Genomic DNA, 16,742 nt, shown 5'->3' on the forward strand with positions numbered 1-16,742 from the left:
GGAGGTGCTAGTCCACTCAGATCAAGGTAGTCAGTTCAGCAGCTATGATTGGCAGGCATTTTTAAAAGCGCACCGTCTCAAACCTAGCATGAGCAGACGAGGAAATTGCCACGACAATGCAGTCGCAGAAAGCTTCTTTCAATTGCTGAAGCGGGAAAGGATACGTCGGAAGATTTATGAGCATCGAGAAGCCGCCCGCCAAGATGTATTTGATTACATCGAGATGTTTTATAACCCTAGGCGTCGACACAGTTTCAATAATGGCCTATCGCCAGTAGAGTATGAAAAGCGTTATTTCGAGGGGCTGGAGACTGTCTAGAATAGTAGGGGCGATTCAGCCTTCTTGAGTGATCCGTTACCGTACTTTCTAATGACTCCCAAAGTATTAGAGAATAAAAAATTGCGTATTAAGATTGCGAAAATCAGCAAGGATTGGCACTATGAGATGACAATCAATGCTGATAAAAGAGAAATGGCTTTAACTTCAGGGTTTGCAGGGAGGTTAGAAATTTCTATTCCTCAAGTCGATATTGCAGTTGCGCGCACTTCTTTTGATCAATTCGTAGCAGCAGTCCATTCGGAAGTTATGAATGTTTATGAAATAAGGCTTAGCGATTAAGGTTATTTTTGTAAACTATCGTACACTATCTCGTTCAAAACAGTATAACTGTAAGACCTCATGCTAGAGGTTTCTCATGAGAAGTGCCTGGCTTAGGCTCAACGCCACGACCAGGTTACTTCTGCTGATAAAATGATTTTACCTTCGAAAGATATTTATTCTACTCTTCTGAATTTAGCGAAAGCGGATCCAATTACTTGGTGCATGTCATAGTATTTATATTCAGCTAACCTTCCACCAAAAATTACATTATTTTCGGTCTCAGCTAGTGCTTCGTATTTTCTGAACATGTCAGTATTTTCTTTATTCCCGACTGGATAGTATGGTGTTTTCTCCCTGGACCAAGTATCGGGGATTTCTTTGGTGACAATGGTGACAGGTTCATTGTTTCCACCCTCAAAATGTTTGTGTTCAATGATGCGAGTCCATGGAACATTGCCTTCGGTATAGTTGATTACCGCATTGCCTTGGTGATTGACTTTATTCATTACTTCAGATTCGAAGCGTAGTGCACGGTATTCCAGCTCACCAAACTGGAAACCGTAAAATTCATCAATCTTGCCGGTGAATACAACTTTCTTGGCCTTGGCATTCCAGGCATCCCTGTCGGCCAGATAGTCCACACCAAGTTCTACATCTATACCCTCCAGCATGTTCTCGAAGAGAGCGGTATAACCTCCAATGGGAATGCCTTGATATTTGTCATTAAAGTAATTGTTATCCCATGTCAGGCGCACAGGCAGGCGCTTAATAATGGAGGCAGGCAACTCCTTGGGGTCTTTCTGCCATTGTTTGCGAGTATAGTCGCGAATCAGTGTTTCATAGATATCAGAACCAACCAGAGTCAGCGCTTGTTCTTCCAGGTTGGCCGGTTCACGATCCAATTTGAGGCGTTGTGACTCGATCTTGGCTTGTGCCTCCTCGGGAGTCAATACCCCCCACATCTGGTTAAAGGTATACATACTGAAGGGAAGGGAATATGCCTTATCCTTGTGGAAAGCAATAGGGCTGTTCTTGAAGTTGTTAAATTTCGCAAAGCGGTTCACGAAGTTCCAGATGCCATCATCATTACAATGGAAAATGTGCGGTCCGAATACATGGACATTAATGCCATGTTGGTTTTCGGTATAGCAATTACCAGCGACATGTGGGCGCTTATCAATTACAAGACAACGCTTGCCAGCTTCGGTTGCCAGACGCGCAAAGGTGGAGCCAAAGACACCAGCACCAACAATGAGATAATCATACATATTGAGTAAATCCTTTTCTTTCTTCAAATCCAGTTGAAATTATACTTTGTTAAGTGAGCTCAAGATTTCTTGACTCTTTGTGTGGTATGTTTCCTGCAGTTCAGCAGGAATCCTGTCTTTTGCCCATTTTAATAGGTCGGTAGCGAATGTCTTCCAGCTATCCAACAGGTCTTCAGATTGTTGAGGATAGTGAGTCATCAGTTCATATGTATAGCGCAATGCTTCCAACACTGCCATACGACGGGCATCAGAAACGTTAGTGATCTGGCTGCGCTCACTGAATTTACGGTGAGTGGTGACAAAATCGTCGCAGTATCCGATATTCTTGGCAGCTACAATGCTATGCCAGTGGTAAGGAATATCGTTATGCACAACGGTTGAGCCGAAGAATATATTGGCATCATGTAATAGGTCAGTCTTGATGATGCGGTTCCATGGATAGTTGATTAGCTGCGCAAGAACCTTTTGTCGTTCCTCATTTGTTTTCATCTTTGGAAGCTGCGACCAGAGTTTCTCGTCGGCATTGAACATATCGCGAGATTTTTTCTCTTCAAAGAATTCGATGCGATATTTAAAGAAATATAGATCATTATTGTGTTTCTTGGCATCTTTCACAGCTTTGACAAGATGCTCGCTGTTGATAACGTCATCTGCATCCATGAAGAACGTGTAATTACCTGAGCATAATGGGATGACAGCATTCCGTGCACGCCCAGCGCCTCTATTGCCTTGTGTGAAAATATGAATATTGGAGTGCTTGTTCTCATATTCCTGCAAGATGCTCAGGGATTCATCAGTTGAGCCATCATCAGTTGCAATGATATTGAATTTCAATCCTTTAATGCTCAAGATTGAATCCAGTGAGTCACGCAATAAATCAGCTGAATTGTAAACGGGCATTACGACTGTCAGGTCAAGGTCGGGATATGCTTCAGAATACTCTTTGATGCGTTTGGGGAAGGGTGCCCTGTTTGTTGTTAGAGGGAACTCTTTCTCAGCTTTTTCGATAATTTGTGCCCAACGTTTCTTGATCATATTCTGGGCAGCTGGCTGGGTTTGTCTTTGAGTAATCCAGTCAGAACGATAGCAATAGTCATAAAACTCTGTAAAAGCCGTCTTGCGCTGTTCACCTTTTATTGGACTGATGTAGTTAAGAATAGTATTGAGATGGCAGCAGATTGCTGACAGCTTATAGCTTGCAGAGCTCATTGTCTGGCCTTCGCGCGCCAGGCGATGGTAACTGACTGTATCTTCGGTAACGATGATACGATTCGCCTTGGATATGACAAACCAGTGCAATGGGTTATCTTCGTAGAAATAATCACCTTCTGGGTATTCTATTTTGTTCTGCAGCAGAAAATCTCTCTTGTAGATTTTTCTCCATGGCACAGGAGATAACCGCAGTAGATCCGGACATTCCTTAAGCGAAATTACCTTTCCTTTTGGCACAGCAGTCCATGCAACACTGTCATAAGCTGTAGAAACTATCCGCTCATCTTCCTTGAACGTGCAGAAAGAGCCGATTGCTACGTCCACATCGTGAGTGACTGCCTGTTCCATTAGGTTGGCAAAGGCATGTGGCAGTACCCAGTCATCACTGTCAATAAATGCGATATATTCGCCACGAGCCGCGCGAATCCCGATGTTACTGGGGATACCTGCGCCGCCTAGGGTGTTATGGTCAAGGTTGATAAACCTGATGCGACTATCTTGCGAGAGATGCATTTCAATAATGCTTTTTCCATTATCAGTGGAAGCATCATTGATGATAATGAGTTCAAAGTTTTGGTAATGCTGTGAGATCGCAGACACAATGCTGGTATCCAGATATGGAGCTACATTGAATACCGGCATTACAATGGATAACAGCGGTTGACGGATTGATGAAGGTTTGCTCTCTGCTATATGACTCTCAACATTGGTTTTGATATGTGAAAAGCTTTCAATATGTTTGATATTGAATTGAGCATGATCGTACAGAGGGCTATCGGGAGCCACCTTCTTATATTCCAGAATAGCTTCTTCATATAAGCCTTGTCTACTTAACTCATTACCCTTTTTTAAACTCATGATTGTTCCTAATTGTGATGAAAGTATATGTTCGAGTTGAGATTTTGTTTTCTGCTGCAGTAATTTTTATTACTCAACTTTTGTCTGGCTTTCAGCGGTTTTTATTCAATAGTTACAGCGCTCTTGGTTTTGTCATTTCTAATAGCAAGAGGTGACATAGCTGATATTCAGTTTTTATTCCAGACGTTCTTTATTTGCGAAGATCATCTTCGTTGAGCCTCCTATCTAATGTAAATCTATCATGGCTAGTGACTTTAGCCATGTTAAAGGTAAATTGTTAACTACGTGTGCACTTCTTTTTGCGGATGAAGTATTTCGCCGGTTATTACTCCACAATACATACTCCACTTCTCCATCTGGCTCGCCAAATGTGCTGTATACCTCGGGCATGATGGGGACATGGTCACCGTACCAGCAGAGGCTGGCGGGAGATGGGCATGTTTCCAGTGTCTGGCGCAGCTTGGCGATCATGCTGTTGGCATTACGCAGATGGCGCAGGTAAATGGTCAGGTCATCACAGCCTGCAGGAGGCGGGATGTTGTATAAGGCATCAATATCCCCAGGGTTGACGCGTTCCAGGTGCAGCGGGCCATGGTTTTCCATGGTGATGGCGAAGATGAAGAGCGGGGCGGTGGCGTCCTGCAATAGGGCGGCAACCTTGTCTGCAACAGCAGCGTCGCTGATATAGGGGCCGGAGCGCATGCTGTCATCAAATGCTGCAATATCAATGAATTCATCAAAGCCCAAGCGCGGGTATACACGATCACGCTGGTAGAAGCTGGCTGGATAGGGATGGATGCAGATGGTACGGTAACCCAGGCGCTTCAAATGAGATGCCACAGATGAGACCGGTTGCCCGGCAGCAATGGCGCGATAAGGGTTGAAGCGGTGTACGCCAAGCTGATCAGCGGGGATACCTGACAGGAAGGCGAACTCAGTGCGCACTGTATTGGCGCCCCAGGCGGGGACAGTCAATTTCCCATGCGCGACCGCATCCTGTTTCAGTCTGTCGAATTCTGACAGGACTTCAGGACGTATACCGCCATAGAGTGCGCGGGCATCAAAGAAGGATTCACTCTGCACGGCAACCAGATGCGGCAGTGGGTTTTGTGTTGTGCTTGAGTCAAGCGATCCAAAGGGCGACTTGGCGCTCCAGGGCAGCTTCTCTGCCTGGTAGTAGTGCCAGAAGCCGGCGAGCAGGCCAAAAGCCCGGTTGTCATGGGCTGGTGCGAAGCGGATGGCAAGGCGCTGCCTGTTGCCTAGCCATAGTAATAGCACACTGCCTGCAAAAGTCACCAGGACGCCGCCCAGCTGTCCATTGATTGCCAGACGGTGTTCAGGCGTGGCTTCTCCCCACAAGCCAAGGGATACGGCCAGCACAAAGCCAGTGGCTGCACCCAGGAATTTCCACCAACCCAGGAAAGGGATATAAAGCCGAGGATGCCGGATGGCATCCGTGAAGTATTCGTAATCCTGGTAGACGAAAGGCTCGCGCAATGCTTTGAATTTGGCGTTGTTGACCAGCACTACCATTAGCAGGAAAGCGGAAACTGCCGCTGCAGCAAACCACGGGCGGCCTAGCAGCAGGATCATGCCGGCATGGGCGGATAGCCACAATCCGCCATGCAGAGCCCAGCTTGCCCACGGGCGCGCCAGGCTGGGGCGTGGCGTCATCAGGCTTTCAATCATGACGGATAGCGCCAGGCCAGTCAGGGCGGCGGCAAACACGGATGAGAAGGCGCTATGAATGACCATAACCCATCCATTTCACAATGCGGGTAGAAAGGCTGGCTGGCAACGCAGCAAGGAACCAGGTACCCAGGTTCAGCGGGAACGGGAAGCTGATGCGTGCCTTGTTGCGTCGCAAACCGCGTTGTATGACGCCGGCCGCGCGTGCTGGTGACCAGAGGAACGGTTTGGGCCCTGGCATGTTGTGGCACATGGGAGATTCCACATAGCCAGGCATGATGACGTTGACGCGTATGTTCTCAGGTGCCAACCAGCCGCGTAATGCCTCGCCATACGCCTTGAGCCCGGCTTTGCTGGCGCAATAGGCTGGAGTGACTGGCAGGCCGAAATAGGCAGCCAGGGAGCTGACCAGTGCGATCTGTCCCTGCCGTTGCTGGCGCATGAGTGGTAGCAATGTCTGCACAATCAGCATGGCAGCTTTCAGGTTGATATCCAGCAGGGCTTCAACTTCGTCCCATGGTTCAGCCTGGCCTTGCGGGCCAATGTGAGTGTTTACTCCAGCATTGATGATCACCAAATCCAACGCTCCCAGCGCGGATAGCCAGTTTTTCAGTGCAGCAAAATCGCGTATATCCAGGAGCTGGGACTGCACTTCTGCACCTTTGCTGATGCAGCGCGTAGCGACTTCAGCCAGTTTCTCCGCATTGCGACCATGCAGATAAAGCGTCACGCCAGGCTGAGCATAGGCTTCTGCCAGGGCAGCGCCGATGGCGCTGGTAGCCCCGGTGATCAATATCCGGTTTTGTAGATAAATTTCATGCATGCTTACGTTTCTCCTGCCACGACCAGAATAGAGTCATGCCAAAACCGACACATACGGTGAAATTCATGGGGACCAGGAAGTAATTGCCATGCTGGCAGGCTACTAGCATAGTCAGCAGTGAATAGAAAAAAGTGAATATCTCTCCGGTCATCAAGACCCGAGTGATGAGTGGAGCAGAAGCAGGGTGTTCATCGTGCCCTTTTGGCGTGCGATGGAATTCTCCACGAATGCCGAGCAAAGCTCTGACACCACCTGCAAAGTAATACCAGGCCATGGGCAGGAAGATACAGACATAGCGGTAGCCGTCCCATGAAATATGGAAAATGCAGGCTTTACCATCAATGCGCGTGCTTTGGCGCGCGCCCAGCACATTGTTCAGCGCCCAGATGGCGACCAGGCCGAAGAAGATCAGGGCGATCCATTGGAAGTTGGCATTTTCGAGATTCACGATAAAGCTCAACGGCAGGCTGAGCAGGATCAAGACATAGATCGAAGCCAATAATGGCGCAGAAAACATCATGGAAATGGCATGCAGCCGCTTCATCAATGGCATAGATTGCTGGAACATTTCCAGGGCATGCTTGAAGGCGCTGTGGATCAGGCCGCGCCCCCATCGTTCGCGTTGGGTGCGGAAGGCACTGATGCTCTCAGGCAACATGGACATGGAAATGACATCAGGCAGGTAAGCATATTTCCAATGACCGAACTGGGCGCGGTAACCGAGATCCACGTCCTCGGTGGCAGTGGTGGCATTCCAGCCGCCCAGCGCCTCGACACAGGTCTTGCGCCATACGCATGAGCTGCCGCTCAGGGAGGCCATGTTTCCATCTTCGCTCAGGCCGACGGTGACATATTGCTGATGGCCCATTTCCATGGCCTGGAACCGGGTCAGGAAGGACACATCGCGGTTCTCGTAATCAATGCCGGTCTGCAGGAAGCCCAGTGCCGGGTCCTTGAAATATGGCATGGTTCTAAGCAGGAAATCTTCTGGCGGTACAAAATCGGCATCGAAAATGGCGAAGAATTCACCGGATGATTCCTGAATGCCATTGAGCAGGTTGCCAGCCTTGAAGTGTTTTCTTTTATTGCGGCGGATCAGGCGGATATTGACGCCTTGCTGGGCGAAGTGGTTAACCCGGGCTTGTGCCAGCTTGGAGGTGTGGTCTGAGGAGTCATCAAGCACCAGGATTTCCATGAATTGTGCCGGATATTGCAAACGGCAGACAGCATCAATCAGGCGCTGTACCACAGCGGATTCATTGCAGATGGGTAGCAGCACACTGACTGAGGGGTGGAAATTATCCTCAACGGGTGCTGTTGTGCGTGCCAGTTCGGTGAGTTTGCGTTTTTCCACCTGGCGCGAGATCAGCAGTACTCGTAGTTCAAGCACAACATAAATGGCGAAATAGATCACCACAGCCAGGAATACGACCTGGGCAAAATAGGAAAACAGGGTGGTCAGGGTATTCAATTGGATCAAATCCCTGTGATGGCGCAAATATCTTGCAACCGCTGCGTCCAGGTATAGTGCTGGCGCACGTGGGCAGCACCAGCGGCAGCCCGTTCCAGGTCTGAGGGGGAGGGGCCTTGGCGCAGGCGTGCAAATAGCTCCCTGGTTTCTTCGGCGCTGTCTACCACATGGCAGAATTCGCGGAAATGACGGTCAACAGCACGGCTTGGGTTGGTGACGACAATGCCGCCACAAGCCAGTATCTCCAGCAAGCGCCGTGAATACATGGTGTCAGAGTTGGTGACCGAGTTGACATTCAGGGATACGAGATAGCGTTTATAGATATCCGCCGTCTCGCGATGCGGCACTTTCCCATGCATGCGAATCTGGCTATTGGTGGGGAAGCTGAATTCAAAATAGCGCGACAAGCGGTCATGGTTGCGATCAAACACATTGAGCGTCATGCCGGTTGCTTCACAGCTATCGAAAACCATATCCAGGAAGCGCCTGCGTTCGTTCAATATCCGCTTGTAGTAACTGCCAGTGAAACAGGCCTCATTATGTGTGAAGTTGAATCCCGTAAAACTGTGATACGCAGGTTGGAACGGCATCAACAGTGTATTTACTGGTACGTGAGTGGGTACTTGCTCTTTATACTTGGCAACGCATTCCTCGTCTGTCGTGAAAACGTAATCAAACACCTTGGCAACTTCAATAAAGGCATCAAAGAACGGGCCATCATCCTTGTTCCAGAACACGGTGGGAATACCTTGGCTCTTGGCAAACTCAACCAGGCGGAATATCGCGGTAGGTTTTGTCAGGCGCAACAGCCGTGGTTGTTTTGCCAGCTCATAGCGCCAGCTGCCGTCCGTGCCATGGAAAGCTGATTCTACAAACACCAGGTCAGGCTTCCATTGTGTGATGACCTCTTTATAATTAGAAGGCGTCATGACACGGATACGTGCTTCGGAAGACAGGCAGGCAGCGGTGAAGTAGTCCACCACGACCGCAATTTTCAGCGTGCCGAATGGCCCTGTCTGCTCAGTATCCTCCAGCACTGCCGGATATTTGTATACCAGTGATCCCAGTTTTCTGATGACTCTGCCGACCATTTATGGTTTCTTCTTCTGTGGTTTTTTTCGTGGGGGTGGTGCTTTGTATTCTGCCAATGACAAATCAACAGTGTGAGGCATCTGGATCTTGCCGCGGCGGTGTAGATACAAAAAATCCTCACTGGTGATAACGTCATAGTCCTTGGTCAGGCGGGCAAGCAATTTCCTGTAACCCTCGATGCGCTGGTCATCCTTGTAAACGCCATGGCCGTTTTCATCCCAATATAATAAAGACCAGGAATGCAGTAGGAATACGGCAAAATCCGGGTTGCCACTAAGAGTATTCAAGAGTAGGCGTCCCCACCAGGGACGGAACCTGAAATAACTTGATTCAGGATAGGTCAGTCGTGCCCACCATTCATCCTTGCCGACTTTTGGCAGGATTTTCTTCTCTGTCATTGGCACTTCAATCGTACCGTTGGACCAGAGGTAAGGCAGGTTGGTGGGTTCGCTATACACGCACTGCTTGGAATACATGGCATGCATGGAGTTATTGAACGACAAGGGGATATTGGCTGCCTTGAGTGCACGGATGGATGCTGCATTCCAGCGGAAGGAGCCGGCACGGTGCGATAGCAATGGTTTGCCTGTGACATCTGAAATCAGTTTGCCAAAATGATTGATGACAAATGCAGATTTCTCATCATCCGGATACTGGTTCATGTACTTTGGTTTGACAGGCAAGCCGTGCTCCTGCCAGAAACTGTCCGGCAGGTATTCAGGATGCGTATGCAATTGCACATCCTGTCCATCGGCATCCAACCAGCGCATGACTTCCTTGATTTCTTCCAGGCGGTCATAAGCACCGCAGAGATCGGTGAAGAAGATATGTTTTGCGCCGAATTCGTTGCCGATTTCCGACATTTCGCGCACACCGGCGCGACCATTAGCGTGTTGGCCCCACATCAAGCGTGTGACATGGTCTTCAGCAGCACGTTTGGGCAAGGCCTCTGTATCAACAGTGAGAAGGGCGTAACGATTTTTCATTGTTGTATCTCCGTTTGAGACAACGAAGCCAGCGTAGCCGCAGGCTTGACAATGAAGTCCTGCCAGCGACGTTGTGTCTGTGCGTATTGCCGTGCACGGGCTGACAACGTCTTTAATTGCTCTGGATTTCCCAGGGCAATAGTTATGATGCGGGCCAGATCGACAGGATCACCTGCCTTGAAGAGCCAGCCTGCAGGGTTGTTGCCCAGCTCATCGCGAAATACCGGGAGATCAGGCACGATCACCGGTTTCGCCATTGCCAGGGCTTCTACCAGTTTGATAGGAGGTACGATCTCGCAGACCTTGAAGGGCTTGCGGGGAATGCAGACCAGGGAACAACCGCCTAGTAACGCGCGCGTTGTTTCAGGAGGTAGTTTACCATGGAAGCGTATATGCGCTGATAAGCCCAGCTGTTGGGTTTGGGCTTCCAGACTGGCTTTGACCTCGCCGTCGCCAATGATATCCACATGGACGGGAGTATTGTTCTTTACCAGGATATGCACAGCGTCGATCAAAGTATCCAGGCCTTCGTAACTCATCAGGGAGCCAGCATAGGCAATGGTATTGGCTTCTGTCAGCTCCTGCTCTGCAGGGAAAATCCGTTCAGGGTCCACGCAGTTGGGCAACAGGCGGATACGTTCCGCAGGAACGCCCCAATGCTGTTGCGCATAGCGGCCCAGTTGTTCGGAAATCACAAACAGCGTATCTGCATTGCGTGCGACCAGGCCTTCGAGCGCCAGGCCTTGCAGGTAGGCTTCTGAACCCTCAAATTCCGGCATCCTGGAAATGCGGGTAATTTCCCAGATGCCGCGTAATTCATAATGGAATGGGATGCCAAGCTTACGCGCCGCCAGTAATGCCGGCAGGGCATTCACATGGTTTGAGGCAGCATGAATGACAGCAATTTTCTCCCGGCGGGCGTGGGCGATGATGGGCCTTGCAGCCACAAAGGCATAGGCCACAACCGGTAGGTAATTGGGCGGGAAATGGAAATGCCGGTATTCCATGTCATCGACAATGGTCACATTCTGACTGCTGTCTGCGCGCCTGTCGCTACGATCCCATGGATAACCGGGGCGGGTAACGACCTGGATATCAATCCCGCTATCGCGCATAGCCCTGACAACGGCATCAGTGCGGGTGGTATAGCCGCTCAGGTGATAAGGCAAGCAATTGGCGGCGACATACAATAGACGGCCAGGCACAGGCGTGCCGGCTGGAGATGTTCTTCTCGGACGGCTCAACCACCAGGTGAGTATGAATACTGTAATTTTTCTTATCATGTGTTGTTGGAATCTATTAACTACTCGTTCCTTATTGACTGCAAAAATCGTATTACCGGTACTGCTCTTATTGTTCCTGCGTTTCTGTCATCCAGTTCTGGATCGTTATTTCAGGATGCGCTTCCAGTCCTCATCGGTTGAGGTAATGGCACTTATGGGGATTATCAGTGCATCCCGATAACGCCAAGCCAGGTAACGTATCTTCCTGTCCTGGTAAACGGTACCTTGGTCACCTAGTTTGGGTACATACTCTACCAACCAGCCAAGGCGGGAGAAAAAGGCAAAATCGGCCACATTTGTTATTAACACTGGCGCGAGCGTATTGTCGTGCGCCAGTCTCTGCTGCAAAGCAGTACATGCCTGGCGTAATTCCTCATGCGTGCAATCCAGTGCCCAGATCAACAACGGGCGAGCATGCTCAGCACGGGGAGCATGTTTCAGGGTCGCTTGCCACGGATAAGGAGTGACGTAGGGCGGTGTGATTTTCAATGTGCTCAGCAGATTCCTCGTCTTGCGGACAGCACGGCCTTGCAACGTAGGCAAGCGTTTTTCGCGCAGCAGGTCGCAGCTGGCCAGCAGCTCCCATTCCGGAGTGGCAGCCATCGCGGCCAGTTTTTGTCTCAGGGCAACGGTTTCTTGCCAAGTGTTCATCGTCCACTCCTTTGTCGCGCCAGCTCCAGAATGGCATCAGCAGCCAGTGCCGCGCCGTTCATGGTAATGACAGGTGGTTGATGCCCAGCTGCACTGACTTTTGCCAGCAACGCTGATACGGCCTCTTGGCGTTGTGCTGCTGTTTCGCAAGTGGAAACAACAGCAGGAATAGTGGCGGCTACCATTTGCGCACGACGCATCTGGTCATCTGCCAGTTCCACATTGGGAACCAGCAGGGTAGGGATGCCTGCCTGCACCACTTCACAACAGGCGTTATAGCCAGCAGCCCCGACAAACACATCAAATGCGTGGAGGTAACGCGCAAGAGGATAGAGTGACAGCGGTTTCACCCCGGCTGGCAAATCAACGTCTTTCACAGAAATCGGCGCACATGCCCATGCGACTTGATACCCGGCTGCCTCAAAGTCACGGATCAACCCATGCCCGATCCCGCTAACATCCTTGAGATTGCCAGGGCCAAGTGAAAATAGCGCATAACGGCCATCAGGTGCCAGTCCCAATGCTGCCCGTGCGGCCTCGCGTGATAACAGTTCATCATTTCCCAGCAAGCACACGGGTGGTACCAGTAACTTACGGTTTCCGCTTGGCAGCACGGATTCCTGCATCGAGGCACCTAGTTCGCCGGGTTGTATTACCAGGTCAAATGCATTTTCATCGACTGGTACAGTTCCGACACTGCTTTTCATCAGGCCACGGTTCGACCAGACCAGCGCAGGAGCGCCGTAGGATTGTGTGGCTGTCATAAAGCCCTGGAATGGCCAGGTGCCGTCAAACACAACAGCAGTGGGACGTACCTGGTCGAGCACCATACGGAAGCGTATAGCCAGCTCACTGTTCCACGCAAAAGTGGAGCTGGCAGACCAGTAGTGCGACACAAAATACTCAGCCTCAAATCCCATTTCTTCAATGATCCCAATAGCTGAAGCCAAGGAGAAAAAGAATGGCCGCGCACGCCCCTGCAACTGGCGTGCATAAGCCAGGCACCGGTTCATGTGTCCCATGCCGGAGCCATTGATATTGAAGAAAAGGATTGTTGGCAGCATCAAGTATTACGAGTCTTTACCGAATAAATCGCGGGTATAGACCTTATGAAGCACGTCGATCAGATTCTCGGTTGTGCGGTTTGCCACAATGATGTCCGATTGTTCCTTGAATGCAGCAAGATCCTGGATAACACGGGAATTGAAAAATGTTTCTTCATTCAGTGTCGGTTCATAGACAATGACTTCCACGCCCCTGGACTTGATACGCTTCATGATGCCCTGGATACTGGAGGCACGGAAATTATCTGAACCGGCTTTCATTACCAATCGGTAGATGCCAACAACCTTGGGTTGTTTCTCCATAATGTCATCAGCAATGAAGTTTTTGCGAGTGGTGTTTGCTTCCACAATGCCGTGAATCATGTTTTGTGGCACGTCGCGGTAGTTTGCCAACAGCTGTCTGGTGTCCTTGGGCAGGCAATATCCGCCATAGCCGAAGCTGGGATTGTTGTAGTGTGTGCCAATACGTGGATCAAGACAGACACCTTCAATGATCTGGCGAGTATCCAGGTTGTGGCAGGCAGCATATGTGTCGAGCTCATTGAAGTAGGCAACACGCATGGCCAGATAGGTGTTGGCGAACAACTTGATAGCTTCAGCCTCAGTACTGTCAGTCAGCAGCACCGAGGTTTCTTTCTTGATAGCACCTTCCAGCAACAATTCTGCAAACTTGCGGGCGCGGTCTGAACGTTCGCCGACAACAATCCGAGAAGGATAGAGGTTGTCATACAGCGCCTTGCCTTCACGCAGGAACTCAGGAGAGAAAATCAGGTTATCGCAGCCAAACTCTTCGCGGATACGGGCAGTGTATCCAACTGGCACGGTCGATTTGATGATCATGATGGCATCAGGATTGATTGCCATGACATCACGGATAACCGCTTCGATCGAGCGGGTATTGAAATGATTGGTTTCAGTATCGTAATCCGTTGGTGTTGCAATGACGACATATTCAGCACCAATGTACGCTTCTTCCTTATTCAATGTAGCGCGGAAATTGAGTTGTTTTTTGCTGAGAAAATTACTGATCTCATTATCCTCAATTGGAGATACTTTGCGGTTCAGCATCTCCACTTTTTCAGAAATAATATCTAAAGCTACCACTTCATGGTGTTGGGATAATAAGACTGCGTTGGATAAGCCGACATACCCGGTCCCTGCAATTGCTATTTTCATTTTCTACCTTTCTTTTCTACAATTCTTTATTGCATTATTTTTATTGTTAGTGATTATATTGGTTGCCTTATGCAGCAGCGTCAACGCGGATGACGCAGACGTCTTTTTCCAGTTTTCTTTCTTGTACTGATACCTTGCGAGAATGCCTTTCCAGATATTCAAGCCATAATTTTGTAATTTCCTTTTCATCCTCTCGGATGTAATCATCCAGTACATAATCAATTGCTTGTTGCGGGAATATGCTGTTGATTATTGGCAGTGCAGGGTAACGGGCGTGTTTGCCTGTGGATCCAGGAGGGCCGTCAACCAAGACTAGAATTTTCCTCGGTGAGGAGCCCAAGGTTTTTTTTACCTTTCTCAAAGCTGATACACAAGAGTAATAAGGATAAACATTGTCGTCCTCTGATTTCCATTTCTTCAATGGAGTGTGAATGACGTTGACCTTGTCGTGTAACTGATGGAGCTCCAGCTGTTTTCTGGTTTTTTCGTGATAATGCTCAAGATGTTCGAAAGCTATCTGATATGGTTGTGGTTTGTCGGGAGATCTGAGTAGTTGCTGCTGCAGGACTCTGGCTATCAATAAAGTTGAATAGCCTGAACCAAACTCAATGATCAGGTCGTAATGCTCCGATTCCAGCATCTCTATCAGGAATAGTGAAAGATCTGGACTGATCGGCCAGGCGTGGGACTCACTGGAAACGGAAGGCAAGTTTCCTGTATTGAAGTAGTTCTCTACGCTGATGAAAGCTTCAATTTGTTTTGAAGCATTGCGAATTTCCTTACCAAGGCGATTAGCAATATTTTTTTGCGATGTTTGCAATGCATCAATTTTATTATGTAGTTTACTTAATGATTCAAGTTGTTCGGCAAGAGCATCATGCGTTTGATCAGGAAAATCCGCTTGCATTAGCTGATTAAGCTGTTCAGCAGATTGCGTGAGAGCATTGCGTATCTGCATCATTGAGTTTTTAGGATTGTTATTTGACATGATTAATGGTTCTTACGGGCATTGTTCAGGCGAATACGAAAGGCGGTATAACGAATTTGACTTGCCTGGCGAGATTCTGATTCGCTAAATGATGTACCCTTTGGCAAGACATCAAGCATGGCCTCTGCCTCAAGAATAGCGTTGCTTTCGTGCAAGCGAAATGCCAACCATTTAAGTCGATATGACTGAGGATCTGCATTGTAGGCACGTCTGGCAGCGTCAGTTGCTTGTGTTTTATTTCCTTGAGTAATCAGGTGGCGTGCTAATGCAGTATAGGCGTTGCCAATGATTGCTGGCGTAACGATACCTTGCAGTAAATTCTCTACTTCTGGGAAACCATTTTGTTCGTAAGCTTGAATAATTTTGTCAAAATTCTTTCCACCCAGCTTGGCTGGGGGCTGTTTATTTTTATAATTGCGCCAGAGATTCAAGAGTTGTCCTGGAGTAGATAACCATCCTTTTGGACTGTCAATTCCCTTAATCAGTATGCTACCAAGCTGTGCTTGTAATGAGGATCTAATTTCTAATTGATGAATGGTAGCTTGGGTTGCTACGATAGCCTGTAGACGTTGTATTTCTGCTAAGGATTTATAAAGTTCATCACCCGAGCTGAGGTTGTTTATGGAAAGGTCGGAGAAGTTTTGTTTTCTTTCCAGTCTCAATAGTTCTAATTGGGTTTCTTTCAGCTCAGATTGAGTTTGTTCTAATAAAGATAGAAGATATTCTTCTTTTCCAAAGTTTTGAGGGATTGCTGTGTGATTCTCATCCACTAAATACTGAGTTTGTATTTTTTCTTGTATTTGATTTAATTGTAAAATGAGATCCTTATTATCTGCAGTCAGTTTTGATACAGTCTGGTTATGGCTGCTTAGGTATTGGTATTCCAGCTGCTCCTGTGTCTTTTGTAGTTGTAGAAATAAAGACTGATTCCCAGTGTTCAAGTTTTTTACAGTTGCGTGTTGGTCTTCTAGCTCTTCTTGGGCTTTATATAATTGACTTAGAAGCAGATTTTTCTCATGAACAACATTTTCATCTTGTTCAATTTCTATTAGGGAAATTTGGTCAGAATAGTGCCTTAATTCTTCTTGTATCTTATTTAGTTGTAGGATGAGATCTTTATTATCCGTAGTCAACTTTGATACGGTTTGACTAGGGTTGTTTAGGTGCTGATATTCTAGTTGCTCTTGCGTTTTTTGTAGTTGTAGTAATAAAGCTTGATTTTCTATTCTCCAATTTTTTAAATTTTTTTGTTGATTCTGATTATTTAACTGTTGACTCTCTAGCTCTTCCTGAGTTTTATGTAATTGTGATAGGATATTTTTATTGTCAACAATAAATTCTGGTACGGGCTGAATAGAATCCTGTAAAAGTTGAATGTTTACTTGGGGTTGATATTGGTCTAGTCGACTGGATGGTAGAGTATTTTTATGCTCTATTCTGTCATTTTTCTCTGTCTGAATCTTCTGGATAAGAATTTTTATTTTTTCTTGCTCTTGCAGTAATTGTAGACGGAGAGCCTTGTTCTCTGCTTTCAGATTTTTGATACTTGAAGTATGGAAGCTATTATTGTTTTTCATGAT

At 48.0% G+C, this 16,742-nt stretch carries 15 protein-coding genes; 2 read left to right on the plus strand and 13 right to left on the minus strand.

Translation table 11 applies throughout. The annotated features are described in order from the left end of the window. Nucleotides 1-319 (plus strand): IS3 family transposase (locus CHB59_RS00005; RefSeq protein WP_143738668.1); only part of this gene is annotated, 319 nt, incomplete at its 5' end. Nucleotides 320-343: 24 nt separating this feature from the next. Next, the gene (locus CHB59_RS00010) at nt 344-619 is read left to right on the plus strand and encodes a hypothetical protein (protein WP_143738669.1); all 276 of its coding nucleotides are present in this window, start codon (nt 344-346) and stop codon (nt 617-619) included. A 155-nt stretch (nt 620-774) separates the two neighbouring features. On the opposite strand, the gene glf is transcribed toward CHB59_RS00010, so the two are convergent. The 13 genes from glf to CHB59_RS00075 form a co-directional block, all read right to left on the minus strand. Continuing rightward, nucleotides 775-1,869 carry a UDP-galactopyranose mutase gene (gene glf, locus CHB59_RS00015; protein WP_089374189.1) on the minus strand — a complete coding sequence of 365 codons (1,095 nt, stop codon included), beginning with the start codon at nt 1,867-1,869 and terminating at the stop codon, nt 775-777. 39 nt (nt 1,870-1,908) lie between these two features. After that, nucleotides 1,909-3,939, minus strand: a complete 2,031-nt coding sequence (locus tag CHB59_RS00020) for a glycosyltransferase family 2 protein (protein WP_089374190.1) — start codon at nt 3,937-3,939, stop codon at nt 1,909-1,911. A gap of 225 nt (nt 3,940-4,164) precedes the next feature. Continuing rightward, nucleotides 4,165-5,694 (minus strand): LTA synthase family protein, encoded by a 1,530-nt coding sequence (locus tag CHB59_RS00025; protein ID WP_089374191.1) that lies wholly within the window; start codon nt 5,692-5,694, stop codon nt 4,165-4,167. Then, nucleotides 5,681-6,451, minus strand: a complete 771-nt coding sequence (locus tag CHB59_RS00030) for an SDR family NAD(P)-dependent oxidoreductase (RefSeq protein ID WP_089374192.1) — start codon at nt 6,449-6,451, stop codon at nt 5,681-5,683. The genes CHB59_RS00025 and CHB59_RS00030 overlap by 14 nt, the downstream gene beginning before the upstream one ends. Then, complete coding sequence (locus CHB59_RS00035) at nt 6,444-7,922, minus strand: glycosyltransferase (protein ID WP_089374577.1); 1,479 nt, start codon at nt 7,920-7,922, stop codon at nt 6,444-6,446. The genes CHB59_RS00030 and CHB59_RS00035 overlap by 8 nt, the downstream gene beginning before the upstream one ends. A gap of 5 nt (nt 7,923-7,927) precedes the next feature. Continuing rightward, nucleotides 7,928-9,013, minus strand: a complete 1,086-nt coding sequence (locus CHB59_RS00040; RefSeq protein WP_089374193.1) for a CgeB family protein — start codon at nt 9,011-9,013, stop codon at nt 7,928-7,930. Beyond that, entirely contained in the window at nt 9,014-10,000 is a 987-nt protein-coding gene (locus CHB59_RS00045) for a polysaccharide deacetylase family protein (protein WP_089374194.1), read from the minus strand. Further along, complete coding sequence (locus CHB59_RS00050; protein WP_089374195.1) at nt 9,997-11,283, minus strand: glycosyltransferase family 4 protein; 1,287 nt, start codon at nt 11,281-11,283, stop codon at nt 9,997-9,999. Before CHB59_RS00050 ends, CHB59_RS00045 begins: the two co-directional genes overlap by 4 nt. A 105-nt stretch (nt 11,284-11,388) precedes the next feature. After that, entirely contained in the window at nt 11,389-11,934 is a 546-nt protein-coding gene (locus CHB59_RS00055) for a hypothetical protein (RefSeq protein WP_089374196.1), read from the minus strand. Next, nucleotides 11,931-12,998, minus strand: coding sequence for a glycosyltransferase (locus CHB59_RS00060; protein ID WP_089374197.1), 1,068 nt, complete (start codon nt 12,996-12,998; stop codon nt 11,931-11,933). The genes CHB59_RS00055 and CHB59_RS00060 overlap by 4 nt, the downstream gene beginning before the upstream one ends. Before the next feature lie 6 nt (nt 12,999-13,004). Continuing rightward, nucleotides 13,005-14,174, minus strand: a complete 1,170-nt coding sequence (locus tag CHB59_RS00065) for a nucleotide sugar dehydrogenase (protein WP_089374198.1) — start codon at nt 14,172-14,174, stop codon at nt 13,005-13,007. A gap of 67 nt (nt 14,175-14,241) precedes the next feature. Then, complete coding sequence (locus CHB59_RS00070) at nt 14,242-15,162, minus strand: hypothetical protein (protein ID WP_143738670.1); 921 nt, start codon at nt 15,160-15,162, stop codon at nt 14,242-14,244. Nucleotides 15,163-15,164: 2 nt separating this feature from the next. Beyond that, nucleotides 15,165-16,739, minus strand: coding sequence for a hypothetical protein (locus tag CHB59_RS00075; RefSeq protein ID WP_089374200.1), 1,575 nt, complete (start codon nt 16,737-16,739; stop codon nt 15,165-15,167). Nucleotides 16,740-16,742 lie beyond the last annotated feature (3 nt).

This window comes from Methylobacillus rhizosphaerae, assembly GCF_900187985.1.
Taxonomy (GTDB): domain Bacteria; phylum Pseudomonadota; class Gammaproteobacteria; order Burkholderiales; family Methylophilaceae; genus Methylobacillus; species Methylobacillus rhizosphaerae.

What these genes read in the sequence shown, in the direction of transcription:
- glf (WP_089374189.1), bottom strand. Translation starts at nt 1,869, where the DNA reads ATGTATGATTATCTCATTGTTGGTGCTGGTGTCTTTGGCTCCACCTTT.
- CHB59_RS00020 (WP_089374190.1), bottom strand. Translation starts at nt 3,939, where the DNA reads ATGAGTTTAAAAAAGGGTAATGAGTTAAGTAGACAAGGCTTATATGAA.
- CHB59_RS00025 (WP_089374191.1), bottom strand. Translation starts at nt 5,694, where the DNA reads ATGGTCATTCATAGCGCCTTCTCATCCGTGTTTGCCGCCGCCCTGACT.
- CHB59_RS00030 (WP_089374192.1), bottom strand. Translation starts at nt 6,451, where the DNA reads ATGCATGAAATTTATCTACAAAACCGGATATTGATCACCGGGGCTACC.
- CHB59_RS00040 (WP_089374193.1), bottom strand. Translation starts at nt 9,013, where the DNA reads ATGGTCGGCAGAGTCATCAGAAAACTGGGATCACTGGTATACAAATAT.
- CHB59_RS00045 (WP_089374194.1), bottom strand. Translation starts at nt 10,000, where the DNA reads ATGAAAAATCGTTACGCCCTTCTCACTGTTGATACAGAGGCCTTGCCC.
- CHB59_RS00050 (WP_089374195.1), bottom strand. Translation starts at nt 11,283, where the DNA reads ATGATAAGAAAAATTACAGTATTCATACTCACCTGGTGGTTGAGCCGT.
- CHB59_RS00055 (WP_089374196.1), bottom strand. Translation starts at nt 11,934, where the DNA reads ATGAACACTTGGCAAGAAACCGTTGCCCTGAGACAAAAACTGGCCGCG.
- CHB59_RS00060 (WP_089374197.1), bottom strand. Translation starts at nt 12,998, where the DNA reads ATGCTGCCAACAATCCTTTTCTTCAATATCAATGGCTCCGGCATGGGA.
- CHB59_RS00065 (WP_089374198.1), bottom strand. Translation starts at nt 14,174, where the DNA reads ATGAAAATAGCAATTGCAGGGACCGGGTATGTCGGCTTATCCAACGCA.
- CHB59_RS00070 (WP_143738670.1), bottom strand. Translation starts at nt 15,162, where the DNA reads ATGTCAAATAACAATCCTAAAAACTCAATGATGCAGATACGCAATGCT.
- CHB59_RS00075 (WP_089374200.1), bottom strand. Translation starts at nt 16,739, where the DNA reads ATGAAAAACAATAATAGCTTCCATACTTCAAGTATCAAAAATCTGAAA.